The following is a 12,201-nucleotide window of genomic DNA, read 5'->3' as shown; positions in this document are numbered from 1 at the left end:
CGGCGAACCGCCTCCAGCTCATCCGGCTCGACACCAATCGTGGCGCGGTCGGCCGCAACGTCGGGGTGGCGGCGTGCCCCACTCCGTACATCGCCTTCTGCGATGACGACTCCTGGTGGACGCCGGAGTCCCCGGCGGCCGCGGTGGAGGCGTTCGAACGGCATCCGTCGGTGGGACTGCACGCCGCCACCCCGACGTTGCGGCCGACCGCGCCACGATTGGTGTCGAGCCGGATGAGCTGGAGGCGGTTCGCCGACCGCGCAGCCATCCTGTCGATGATCGCGGCGGTGTCATCGGTGGATGCGTTGTCCACCACGGCTATCGGGCACGTGGTGGTGTCCAGCAGCCGGGCAGCCACTGTCGCGAGTTCGGTGGCGCGATTCCGACTGGCTATCACGAACGAGAGGTCGGGGGAGGCTCGGTCCTGCATGACCGGGGTGGCTACCCGCAGATTCGGAGGGCAAACGATGCATGACATCAAACGCGCGCTGATCACCGGCGGCGGCGGATTTCTCGGCGGGCACCTGTGCGAGCGACTGCTCGACCGCGGGGTCGAGGTGATCTGCGTCGACGATTCATCCACCAGCGCGCCGACCGCGGCCGACCTGTTCCTCGACCGCCCGGGATACCGCTTCGTCCGCCACGACATCAGCGAGGCGCTGCCTGATCTTCCCGTGAAGATCGACACCGTCTTCCACCTGGCGTCGCCCGCCTCGCCGGTGGACTATCTCCAGCTGCCGATCCAGACGCTGCGTACGGGCGCACTGGGCACCGAGCACATGCTGCAATACGCAGAACGATGCGGCGCACGGCTGGTGCTGGCGTCGACCAGCGAGGTCTACGGCGACCCACAGGAGCATCCGCAGTCCGAAACCTATTGGGGGAACGTCAATCCCATCGGACCGCGCAGCGTGTACGACGAAGCGAAACGGTTCGCCGAGGCGTTGACGTTCGCTTACCGGCGCGAACGGTCGGCCGACATCGGCGTTGCGCGGATCTTCAACACGTACGGACCCCGGATGCGGCACGACGACGGCCGCATCGTGCCGACGTTCTGCCACCAGGCGCTGGCGGGCGAACCGATCACGGTCAACGGGACCGGCGCCCAGACCCGGTCGCTGTGCTACGTCGACGACACCGTCGCGGCGTTGATCGCGCTGGGCGAATCCGACTGCACCGGGCCGATCAACGTCGGCAACCCCGACGAGCTCACGGTGTTACGCATCGCCGAGCTCATCCGCGATCTGGTCGGCAGCGATTCACCGATCGAGTTCCGCCCGGTGCCCCAGGACGATCCGCGACGGCGGTGTCCCGACATCACGCTGGCGCGCGAGCTGCTCGGGTGGCAACCGCGAATCAGCTACACCCAAGGCTTGTCCACGACCGTCGATTGGTTCCGTCGGAAGTCGGCAACCGTTGCGCTGCAGGGGAGTTGAGGTAAGCCATGCGCATTCTCGGAATCAATGCGGTGTTTCACGACCCGGCTGCCGCGCTGGTGATCGACGGTGAGATCGTCGCGGCCGCCGAGGAGGAGCGATTCACCCGACGCAAGCACGGTAAGCAGGCCGTGCCGTTCTCGACATGGGAGCTGCCCGTCGAGTCGGCGCGGTGGTGCCTCGAACAGGCCGGGCTGAAGCCGTCCGATCTGGACCTGGTCGGCTATTCGTACGACCCCCGCCTGATGGACGAGTCCACCGATGACGTCAACGGTTTGGACCGCGACTGGGAGTACCTGCGCACACTCTATGCTCAGCGCGCCCCGCGGTTCCTCCAATCCGCGCTGCCCGGCCTCGATCCCGGCATCGTGCGCCACGTCCGCCATCACGTCGCGCACGCCGCATCGACAGCGCTGGCCTCTCCGCACCCGGACTGCGCGGTGCTGGTCGTCGACGGCCGCGGCGAGCGGTCCTCGATGCTCGCCGGGAGTTATCGCGACCACAAGCTCGACGTGCTCGCGACACAGTCGCTGCCGCACTCGCTGGGTCTGTTCTACGAAAGCCTCACCGAACACCTCGGATTCAAGCGGTCGAGCGACGAGTACAAGGTGATGGCGATGGCGTCCTACGGAACGCCGCGGTTCGCCGACAGCTTCCGCGAAGCCGTGTATGCCTGCGACGACGGAGGTTTCCGCACCGAACCGGTGGACTGGAATTCGATCACGCCCGCCCGGGCGCCCGGCGCAGGCAAGGGACACGCGCTGGACCGCCCCGAACCAGAGCACGCCGATCTGGCGTGCAGCGTCCAGACGGTCGTGGAAGAGGTGTTGCTCGACCTGGTCGGGTGGCTGCGTGAGCGCACCGATCACCAAAGCCTCTGCCTGGCCGGTGGAGTCGCGCTGAATTGCGTGGCGAATTCGAAGATCTACTGCCGTGGGGGCTTCTCGAACGTGTGGGTGCAGCCCGCCGCCGGTGATTCGGGAACGGCGCTGGGCGCGGCGCTGGCCCTGGCGGGGGAGGCCGGTGAGCCGATCGCCCCGATGCCGTCGGCGGCGTTGGGCCGCGGGTTCTCCGATGACGAGATCGAAGCGGTGCTGACCGAGGCGGCGATACCGCACGAGCGGCCCGCGGATCTGGCCGCCGCGATCGGAGACGCGTTGGCCGACAACAAACTCGTGGGCTGGTTCCAGGGCCGCGCCGAGTTCGGCCCCCGCGCGCTCGGGCAGCGCTCACTTCTCGCCGACCCTCGGCGCATCGAGAATCTGGAGCGGCTCAACACCGTGAAGGGTCGCGAACAGTTCCGACCCGTCGCACCGATGGTGCTGGCCGAGCACGCCGCCGGGATCTTCTCCGGCGGGCCCATTCCGAGCCCGTACATGTTGTTCGTGCACGAGGTCGCCGCCGAATGGCGCGACCGTATTCCCGCCATCACCCACGTCGACGGCACGGCCCGCATCCAGACCGTCGGTCGCAGCCACCCGCTGCTGCACGACACGATCAGCCGGTTCGCTGCCCGCACCGGCGTCCCGGTGATCGTCAACACCAGTTTCAACACGGCGGGGCGCCCCATGGTGGACAGCCCGCGCGACGCGCTCGAGTGCTTCGGCAGCGCCCCGATCGACGTCCTCGCGATCGGACCGTTCATTGTGAGGAGGCCGGAATGACGCCGACGTTCGCAGTCGTCGTGCCGACGGTCGGGCGTCCGTCGCTGTACCGGCTGCTCGCAGAACTCGACGGTTCGGTCGGACCGACACCGACCGCGGTGATCGTCGTCGACGACCGCCCCGAACCGGACGGCGCGCTGCAGGTGACGTCGCGGCTTCCGGTCACGGTGCTGCGACGCGACGGGCGAGGGCCCGCGGCTGCTCGCAACACGGGATGGCGCGCCACCGAAGCCGACTGGATCTGCTTTCTCGACGACGACGTTGTCCCGCAACCGAATTGGTTCGTCGCGGTGTCCGAAGATCTGGCGAAGGCCGAGGTGGAGGCGGCCGTCGGATCGCAGGCCGTGATCGAGGTGCCGCGGGTGGGCGGCCGCAGGGCCACCGACGACGAACGCCGCACCCAGCGCCTCGCGGAGGCCAAGTGGATCACCGCCGACATGGCGTTTCGCCGCGATGTCCTGGTCGCCGTCGGCGGATTCGACGAACGGTTCCCCCGGGCGTACCGCGAGGACTCGGACATCGCCCTGCGAATCACCCAGGACGGCAATACCATCGTCCGCGGAGCCCGCCGATGCACCCATCCGGTCGCCACCGCCACGCTGATGAGCAGCGTGCGCGCCCAGATCGGCAACCGTGACAACGCGCTGCTGCGCCGCAAATTCGGCAGGCGGTGGCGCTCGGAAATCGGTGAGGGCCGAGGCCGCCTACAGGTGCATTCCGTGGCCACCGCCGCCGCCGTCGTCGCCGCGCTGAGCACCCTGGTGGGGCGGTGGCGCGTCGCACGCATCGCCGGTGCGGTGTGGGCGGCGCTGACGGCGGAGTTCGCCGTTCGCCGATTCTGGTCCGGACCGCGAACCGTCACCGAGGCCGGTCGCATGCTCCTCACCAGCGTTCTGATCCCCCCGGTCGCGGTGTGGCACCGGTTGGCCGGCGAGTGGGAGTTTCGCGCGTCGCGTCGCGATCCACCGCTGGCGGTGTTGCTCGACCGTGACGACACGATCATCGAGGATGGTCCCTATCTCAACGATCCGGCCGGGGTTCGTTCGCTACCGGGAGCCGTACGCGCATTGAATCGGTTGCGCGGCAGAGGGTTACCGCTGGCCGTCGTGAGCAATCAGTCCGGGGTGGCGAAGGGGTTGATCAGCGCAGAGCAACTCCGAGCCGTCAACGCCGAGGTCGACGCGGCGCTGGGGCCGTTCGACTCCTGGCATCTGTGCGTGCACGACGCCGAGGACGGGTGCCGTTGCCGGAAACCGTCTCCCGGCATGGTTGAGGACGCCGCCGCCGCGCTCGGGGTGCCCGCGTCTCGGTGCGTGATGATCGGCGACACCGGCGGGGATGTCGACGCCGCGTTGGCCGCGGGCGCCGACGCGATCCTGGTGCCCACTGCGCGCACGCTCGCCCACGAGATCGACGAGGCCCGGGTCAAGGCGCGGGTGGCGACGACCCTCGACGAGGCGGTGTCGATGGTTCTGACGGAGTGCCGATGAGCAGGGCGGTCGTCGCGCGTCCGGACAGCGCCGGTGATGTTCTGATCACCGGCCCCGCGGTGCGTGCCATCGCCGAAACCCACGACGCGGTCACGTTTCTCGCCGGTCCGCGCGGGCGGGCCGCCGCCGAACTGCTGCCAGGCGTCGACGACCTCATCGAGTGGCAGGCCCCGTGGGTCGACTTCGACTCACCCGAATTGACCGCGGGGCATGTCGAGGCTTTGGTCAAACAGTTGCGCGACTTTGCCCCCGAACGGGTCTACGTGTTCACGTCGTTTCACCAGTCGCCGCTGCCGCTGGCGTTGATCTGCCGGATGGCCTCGGTGCCGTGGGTGGGGGCGATCAGCGAGGACTATCCGGGAACACTGCTCGACCTGCGACACCACGTACCGGATGGCCTACCCGAACCCGAGCGCGCGCTGTCACTGGCCCGGGCCGCCGGCTGTGAACTGCCCGCCGGCGACGCAGGCATGCTGCGGGTGCGACAACCACCGCCGGTGGGTCCGGAGCTAGCGGAAACGTTGGGCGACAGATCGTTTGTCGTCTTCCATCCCGGTGCCGCGGTGCCCGCACGCCGACCGACTCCGGAACGCAGCGCCCGAATGGTCGAAGCCCTCGTCGGCGCGGGGCACCGAGTCGTGGTCACCGGAGACCCCTCCGAACGCGATCTCACCGCGGCCGTCGCCGGGGACATCGCCGTCGACCTCGGCGGGCGCACCACGCTCGACACGCTGGCGGCCGTCTACGCCGACGCGCGCGTGGTGATCGCGCCCAACACCGGGCCTGCGCACCTTGCCGCGGCCGTCGGCACCCCTGTGGTCTCCCTCTTTGCTCCCGTCGTACCCGCCTCGCAGTGGAGCCCATACGGCGCCAACGTTGTTCGCCTCGGTGACCAGCAGGCTCCGTGCCGGCTCACCCGCGCCCGCGTATGCCCGGTGGCGGGCCATCCATGCCTCGACGGCATCACCGACGACGAACTGCTCGACGCGGTCAACCGAATTGGAGGACGGCAATGATTCCGACGATCCAGACGCACATCTGCGCACTGTCACATGCAGCCGATCACATCGCGCCCGAAGCGCCCAAGCTGGCCGCCTGGGGTCGCCGGCTCGCCGACGTGCTCACCACCGGCGGCCGGCTTCTGGCGTGCGGCAACGGCGGCAGCGCGGCCGAGGCGCAACATCTGACCGCCGAACTGGTCGGCCGTTTCCACGACGAGCGAATGCCGATGTCGGCGATCTCGTTGCACGCCGACACCTCCGCGCTCACGGCCATCGCCAACGACTACGGCATCGACGAGATGTTCGCCAGGGGTGTGCGGGCACACGGGCGGCCGGGTGACGTGCTCGTCTCGCTGTCGACCAGCGGTACGAGCGCAAATGTGCTCGCCGCCGTCAAGGCCGCGCACGAAACCGGCCTGACCACATGGGCGTTCACGGGACCGCAACCGAACCCACTGGCCGCCGTCTGCGACGACGCGATCTGCGTGGAAGCGCCGACCACCGCGACCGTGCAGGAGATCCACCTCCTGCTGGTGCACGCGCTGTGCATCGCCGTCGACGAGGTACTGCTGGGGGTGTCACATGAATAGGCCCTTGGTGATCATCGGCGATTCGATGCTCGACCTCGACGTCGAGGGCACCGCAACGCGGCTCAGCCCCGAGGCGCCCGTACCGGTGGTCGACGCCGAACGGATCTGGCGGCGTCCCGGCGGTGCCGGCCTGGCCGCGGTGCTCGCCGCGCGCACGGGATGCGACGTGGTGCTGGTGACCGCGATCGGCGACGACGCCGACGGTCAGGCGCTGACCGACCTGCTGGCCGACGCGGGTGTGCGGCTCATCGCACTGGAACTGACCGGAAGCACGGTGTGCAAGACCCGAATTCGCGCGGCCGGGCAGTCGATGCTGCGGCTTGACCGCGGCGACGGTTCCGCGGCGGGCACACCGGTGCCTGCCGAGGTCTCCGACATCCTCGGTACGGCGGCCGCGGTCTGCGTGGCCGATTACGGTCGCGGCGTCACCGCGCACACGGAGATCCGAGAACTGCTCGCGCGGACCGCACAGCGGGTGCCGACGGTGTGGGACCCCCATCCCCGCGGCAGCGAGCCGGTGCCCGGCTGCTGGCTGGTCACGCCGAATCAGGACGAGGCGGCGGGACGCTCGGCGGAGTCGCTGCGCGAACGGTGGGCCGCGCGGGCGGTGTGCATCACCTTGGGCTCGAAGGGGGCACTGGTCGCCACCGATAGCGGAAACGAGCACCACCCCGTGCGGGATTCAGTCGCTCGGTCCGGGCACGGCGACACCTGCGGCGCGGGGGACCGATTCGCAATCGCGGCCACCATCGCGCTCGCCGCGGGTAAGGACATCCAGGGCGCCGTCGCCGACGCGGTGGACGCCGCCAGCAGATTCGTTGCCGCGGGCGGCGCGGTCGGCGTGTCGAGCGCGGACTCGGTCGGTGGAATACCCTCGGCCGCAACGTCGACCGCCATCACCGGGGACATCGCCGAAGTCCGGGACCGGCTGCGCCGCCGCGGGGGCAGGCTGGTCGCGACCGGAGGGTGCTTCGACCTGCTGCACACCGGCCACGTCCGGCTGTTGCGGCAGGCCCGCGATCTCGGCGACGCGTTGGTGGTGCTGCTCAACTCCGATGCTTCCGTTCGGGCGCTGAAGGGTCCGCGGCGACCCGTCGTCGCGGACCGGGACAGGGCGCGGGTGCTGGCCGCGCTGGCTTGCGTCGACGCCGTCGTCGTCTTCGACGAACGCTCACCCGAAGCGGCGCTGGAGCAACTGCGGCCCGATGTCTGGGTCAAGGGCGGCGACTACACCGAGGCCGACCTCCCCGAGGCCGGCGTGGTCCGCCGCCACGGCGGCGAGGTCGTGCTGCTGCCGACCGTCGCCGGTTACTCGTCGTCGAACCTGATCGCCGCCGCGCGGTCATGAACCGAAAGGAATCCTCAATGGCTCTGGGAATGGCTCTGGGCAACATCATCATCACCGGCGGTGCATCGGGACTCGGTGCGGCGACGGTGGAAGCCGTTGCACGCCAGGGTGGTACACCGCTGGTGATCGACCGCAACGACCCGAAACCGGGAGTGGCCTTCGCGCGCGCCGACCTCGCCGACACCGAGGCCGTCGACGCCGCGGTGCGCACGCTCGCCGATCAGGTCGGCGGTCAGATCCACGGCGTGTTCACCGCGGGAGGCACCGACGTCTGCGGCAAGCTCGACGATGTCGCGGTCAAGGACTGGGAACGCGTCATCCACGTCAACCTGCTCGGCACGGCCGCCGTGATCCGGTCGGCGTTGCCCTACCTGAAGAGCACCGGCGGCCGGATCGTCACGTGCGCATCGACGTTGGGGATCAAGGCCGTCAGCGACGCCACCGCGTACTGCGCCTCCAAATTCGGTGTCGTCGGATTCTCCCGCGCTCTGGCAGCCGAACTCGCGGGAGAGGTGGGCGTGACGACGTTGATTCCCGGCGGCATGCACACGGCCTTCTTCGACAGCCGCGACGAGCAGTACAAGCCGCCACCGGACGCCAAGCTGAACCAGCCCGAGCACGTGGCCGACACCGTGGTGTTCGCGCTCTCCCAGCCGGCCGGCTGTGAGGTCCGCGAGCTCGTGGTGTGCGCCTCGACTGAGTCCTCGTGGCCGTGAGCCCCAACAGCGTTCTGGTCCTGCGCGCGTTGGGTCTCGGCGATCTGCTCACCGGGATCCCGGCGCTGCGCGGCCTACGGCGCGCGTACCCGGACGCCCACATCGCGCTCGCCGCGCCCGAACGGTATCGGGATCTGGCGATGCTCTCCGGCGCGGTCGACGAGCTCGACCCGACACCCGGCCTCGGCCGGCTCCGTCCCCGCCGCGAGCCGCCTGCCCTGGCCGTGAACCTGCACGGCAGTGGCCCCGAAAGCATCGCCGACCTGTGCAGCCTTCAGCCCGGCGCCCTGATCAGCCACCGCCACTGCGCATTCCCCGGCATCGACGGGCCACCATGGCGCGCCGATCTCCATGAGGTCGACCGCTGGTGCACCCTGCTCGAATGGGCCGGGATACCCTGCACCCCCGACGATCTGGCGATACCGCGGCCGCCCGGTTATCCGGATCGGTCGTCGGCCGTCGTGATCCACCCCGGAGCCGCATACGCGGCGCGGCGATGGCCACCGGAGCGGTTCGCGGAAGTGGCCGGCGCGCTGCGCAACCGCGGGCATGACGTGGTCATCACGGGTGACGACCGCGAAGTCGACCTCGCGACGTCGGTGGCCGATGCCGCCGGCCTGCCCCGATCAGCCGTCCTCGCAGGCACTCTCGGCCTGCTCGAGCTCGTCGCGCTGATCAGCGACTGCCGCCTGCTGATCTGTGGCGACACCGGCGTCGGGCACATCGCGACCGCGACCGGCACGCCGTCGGTGCTGCTGTTCGGTCCCACCCCGCCGGACCGGTGGGGACCCAGGGGATCGGGTCCGCACATCGCGGTCTGGGCCGGCGACAGGGGCGACCCGCACGCCGACCGCCCCCACAGTGGGCTCTTGCTGATCACGGTCGGCCGCGTCCTCGACGCCAGCGAGAGGCTGCTGAAGGACTGCGCATGAAGATTATTCGCACGGGTGTGATCGGCGCGGGCTACGTCGGGCTGACGACCGCGGTGTGCCTGGCCGAACGGGGCCACCACACGGTGTGCGTCGACGTGGACGCCGGGCGGGTCGAGCAGCTCCGCAGCGGTGTGCCCCTCCTCGACGAACCCGGTCTCCCCGAGCTGCTGCGCCAGGGCCTGGACACCGAGAGCCTCGAATTCACCGTCGAATACCGCGAATTGGCCGGATGCGATGTGGTGTTCGTTTGCGTGCCGACGCCGAGCGGGTCCGACGGGTCGGCCGACCTGTGCGCGGTCGACGACGCGGTCGACCACCTCGCCGCGGTGTTGCGGCCCGGCGCGGTGCTGGTGCTCAAGTCGACCGTTCCGGTCGGCACCACCCGTCGAATCGCGCAACGGGTCGAAGGCGCCGGCATCCGCGCGGTCTCCAATCCCGAGTTCCTCCGCGAGAGCCACGCGATCTACGACTTCCGCAACCCGGACCGCATCGTGATCGGGACCGTGGACCCCGACGCGGCCGATCTGGTTACGCGCGTGTACGGCAACCACACGCAGACCTTCCGGATGAGCCCGGAGAGCGCCGAGTTGGCTAAGTACGCCAGCAATGCGTTTCTCGCGGTGAAGATCTCCTACGCCAACTCGCTGGCACGGCTGTGCGCGCGCATGGGCGCCGACGTCACCGACGTCATCCGCTGCATGGGCGCCGACGTGCGCATCGGCCCGCACTTCCTGCAGCCCGGCCCGGGGTGGGGTGGGTCGTGCCTGCCCAAGGACACCTCGGCCATCCTGCACACCGGACGGGTCGCGGGTGTGGAGCTGCCGGAGATCGACTCGGCCCGCGTGACCAACTCCACGCAGTCCGCGCACATCGTGTCGACCCTGCGCCGGGCAGTGGCCGCGCCACTCGGGCAGGCCCGCATCACCGCCCTGGGCCTGACCTTCAAGGCCGGCACCAGCGATTTGCGCGATTCCCCGGCGTTGACCGTCTGCGCCGACCTGGGCCGCGCCGGTGCGCAGGTGACGGGCTACGACCCGCGGTTGGACGCGATGGACCACACGCGGCTGCGGGCCTCGTCGATCGTGGCGGTCGACGATCCGTCCCTTGCCACCAAGGACGCCGACGCGATCGTCGTGCTCACCGAATGGCCGGAGTTTCGGGAACTCGACTGGGCCTTGATCGCCGAGCACGCGCCCGGCGCCGTCGTCGTCGACACCCGCAACCTGCTGGACCCGGCGGTGCTCAGCGAGGCTGGACTGACCTACCTGGGTAATGGAACCCCCTCGGGCTACTGACCTTTCGCCACCCGGCGGATGAGGCGTGCGGTGCTGCGGTCGAGTATCTCCTGGCGGTCGGCCAGGATCTTGGCCTTCGCGGCGCGCTTGGCGGCCGCGGCGATCGTGAGCTCGGACTCGTAGGCCGTGACGACTCGCGGATCGACGTACGAACTTCGGGCCACCGCGGGTGTGTTGCCGAGTTCCTCGGCGACCTCCTTCATCACCGCGGACTCGACGCGCTTGATGACGGTCTTGTTGACGGGTGGGTCGGCGTCCACGAACGCGGCGGCGGCCAGCACCGTGCCATGCCAGGTGCGGAGGTCCTTGATCGTGTACCGGTCGCCGACGAGTTCCTTGAACCGGGTGTTCAGGTCGTCGGCGTGGATGTCGATCCAGCCCGAGCCGTTGCGGCACACCAGCAGCCGCTCGGTGCGCTCCGGGCGGCGCAACAGCGCGCGGATCGAGCGGACCGCCTCGGGGTCATCGATCAGCAGCGTGCGCCGCACGCCGCTCTTGGCGGGGAAGTCGAACTCGATGGCGTTGCGCTGCAGCGTCACGTGCTCGCAGAGCAGCGTCGCGATGCCGTACGAGTTGTTCTCCTCGGCGTACTGCTCGGAGCCCGCCCGGAAGTACCCGAGATCGGCCAGGTGCAGTGCAAGGGCCAGCACGCGGTCGCGATGCAGCCCGCGGCGGCGCAGGTCCGCGGCGATGCGCCTGCGCATCTCGGGCAGCGCGGCCGACATCTCCAGCACCCGGTCGAACTTCTCCTCGTTGCGCTCCTCCTGCCACCGCTGGTGGTAGAGGTACTGGCGCCGGCCCGCGGCGTCGGTGCCCACCGCCTGGATGTGGCCGTTGGGGTAGGGGCAGATCCACACCTTCTTCCAGGCGGGCGGGATGACCAGATCCTTGATGCGCTGCAGGGTCTTCTCGTCGGTGACCGGGCTGCCGTCGGGATGTTCGTAGGAGAACCCGCGGCCGCGACGCACCCGGCACAGGCCGGGGCCGCTGACGACGCTACGGCGTAGACGCATGTTTGGCCCCCGAGTGCAGGGGGGTACTGAACCCCCACCATGGAGAAGTCTTACTTTGTCGCGCCGTCAAAACGCCGCTCGTCACAGCCGTGTTCACCGTTCGGTCGGTCGCGTGCGGGGTGGGGCCTTCTCCATGACGGGGTAAATACCCGCGCTGGCGTGCGGCACACGTCATCGTCCGCGGGTAGGCGGAGTACTCGTGGTTAGGTGGGATCCGACCTGGGGTAATCTCGCTTCGACATTGCCGGGAGGTCAAATGGCCGACGTTGCCAGAACTACTGCCAACAAGAACAATGGGCACGGGCACGGCGCGCGGTCGGTGGAACTCCGGGTCGCCGCCGAACTCGAGAACCTAGCGGTTCTGCGCACCCTGGTCGCCGCCGTGGCGACCTTCGAGGACCTGGACTTCGACGCCGTCGCCGACCTGCGCCTAGCGGTCGACGAAGCGTGTACGAGGCTGATCCGGTCCGCGGTGCCCAACTCCACGCTGCTGCTCGTCATCGACCCGCGCGAGGACGCGGTCGTCATCGACGCGTCCACGACCTGCAAGAGTTCCGACATCCTGGCGCCGGGAAGCTTCAGCTGGCACGTGCTGAGCTCACTGACCGACGAAGTGAATACCTTCGAGAATGGGCAGGGACCCGAGAACGCTCAGGTGTTCGGGATCTCCATGACGACGAGACGAGCGACGCTGCAGTGACGCCGTCGACGTCACA

General features: G+C 69.5%; 11 protein-coding genes and 2 pseudogenes. 11 read left to right on the top strand and 2 right to left on the bottom strand.

The window, feature by feature from the left end:
* Positions 1-65 precede the first annotated feature (65 nt).
* Positions 66-113: pseudogene (locus A5698_RS29635) on the top strand (hypothetical protein); the annotation flags it as partial.
* Positions 114-238: 125 nt separating this feature from the next.
* On the opposite strand, the pseudogene A5698_RS29155 reads toward A5698_RS29635, so the two are convergent.
* Positions 239-430: pseudogene (locus tag A5698_RS29155) on the bottom strand (glycosyltransferase); the annotation flags it as partial.
* Positions 431-467: 37 nt separating this feature from the next.
* On the opposite strand from A5698_RS29155, the gene A5698_RS24595 reads away from it, so the two are divergent.
* Genes A5698_RS24595 through A5698_RS24555 form a run of 9 tightly spaced genes read left to right on the top strand, consistent with a single transcriptional unit; the run spans position 468 to position 10,472 of the window.
* Positions 468-1,436: an NAD-dependent epimerase/dehydratase family protein gene (locus tag A5698_RS24595; RefSeq protein ID WP_067086891.1), complete on the top strand. Its 969-nt coding sequence runs from the start codon at positions 468-470 to the stop codon at positions 1,434-1,436.
* A gap of 8 nt (positions 1,437-1,444) precedes the next feature.
* Positions 1,445-3,100: a carbamoyltransferase family protein gene (locus tag A5698_RS24590; RefSeq protein WP_067086888.1), complete on the top strand. Its 1,656-nt coding sequence runs from the start codon at positions 1,445-1,447 to the stop codon at positions 3,098-3,100.
* On the top strand, positions 3,097-4,590 hold the full coding sequence (locus A5698_RS24585; RefSeq protein ID WP_067086885.1) for an HAD-IIIA family hydrolase: 1,494 nt from the start codon (positions 3,097-3,099) through the stop codon (positions 4,588-4,590). The genes A5698_RS24590 and A5698_RS24585 overlap by 4 nt, the downstream gene beginning before the upstream one ends.
* Positions 4,587-5,606 (top strand): glycosyltransferase family 9 protein, encoded by a 1,020-nt coding sequence (locus tag A5698_RS24580; protein WP_067086983.1) that lies wholly within the window; start codon positions 4,587-4,589, stop codon positions 5,604-5,606. The genes A5698_RS24585 and A5698_RS24580 overlap by 4 nt, the downstream gene beginning before the upstream one ends.
* The gene (locus A5698_RS24575) at positions 5,603-6,181 is read left to right on the top strand and encodes a D-sedoheptulose-7-phosphate isomerase (RefSeq protein ID WP_082963901.1); all 579 of its coding nucleotides are present in this window, start codon (positions 5,603-5,605) and stop codon (positions 6,179-6,181) included. Before A5698_RS24580 ends, A5698_RS24575 begins: the two co-directional genes overlap by 4 nt.
* Positions 6,174-7,529 carry a PfkB family carbohydrate kinase gene (locus A5698_RS24570; protein WP_067086883.1) on the top strand — a complete coding sequence of 452 codons (1,356 nt, stop codon included), beginning with the start codon at positions 6,174-6,176 and terminating at the stop codon, positions 7,527-7,529. The genes A5698_RS24575 and A5698_RS24570 overlap by 8 nt, the downstream gene beginning before the upstream one ends.
* Before the next feature lie 17 nt (positions 7,530-7,546).
* Positions 7,547-8,245 (top strand): SDR family oxidoreductase, encoded by a 699-nt coding sequence (locus A5698_RS24565; RefSeq protein WP_231967523.1) that lies wholly within the window; start codon positions 7,547-7,549, stop codon positions 8,243-8,245.
* Positions 8,236-9,177, top strand: a complete 942-nt coding sequence (locus tag A5698_RS24560; RefSeq protein ID WP_068302356.1) for a glycosyltransferase family 9 protein — start codon at positions 8,236-8,238, stop codon at positions 9,175-9,177. Before A5698_RS24565 ends, A5698_RS24560 begins: the two co-directional genes overlap by 10 nt.
* A complete protein-coding gene (locus tag A5698_RS24555) occupies positions 9,174-10,472 on the top strand; it encodes a UDP-glucose dehydrogenase family protein (protein WP_068302353.1) in 1,299 nt (432 codons plus the stop codon). The genes A5698_RS24560 and A5698_RS24555 overlap by 4 nt, the downstream gene beginning before the upstream one ends.
* On the opposite strand, the gene A5698_RS24550 is transcribed toward A5698_RS24555, so the two are convergent.
* Positions 10,466-11,485, bottom strand: a complete 1,020-nt coding sequence (locus A5698_RS24550; RefSeq protein ID WP_067086871.1) for a DNA topoisomerase IB — start codon at positions 11,483-11,485, stop codon at positions 10,466-10,468. The genes A5698_RS24555 and A5698_RS24550 overlap by 7 nt on opposite strands.
* Before the next feature lie 256 nt (positions 11,486-11,741).
* Between A5698_RS24550 and A5698_RS24545 the strand changes: the two genes are divergently transcribed.
* Positions 11,742-12,185, top strand: coding sequence for an ATP-binding protein (locus tag A5698_RS24545; RefSeq protein ID WP_067086868.1), 444 nt, complete (start codon positions 11,742-11,744; stop codon positions 12,183-12,185).
* Positions 12,186-12,201: the final 16 nt, after the last annotated feature.

It is taken from the genome of Mycobacterium sp. E136 (genome assembly GCF_001666865.1).
Taxonomy (GTDB): domain Bacteria; phylum Actinomycetota; class Actinomycetes; order Mycobacteriales; family Mycobacteriaceae; genus Mycobacterium.
The sequence above is the reverse complement of the archived record's forward strand: the minus strand, read 5'-3'. Positions and strand labels throughout refer to the sequence as shown.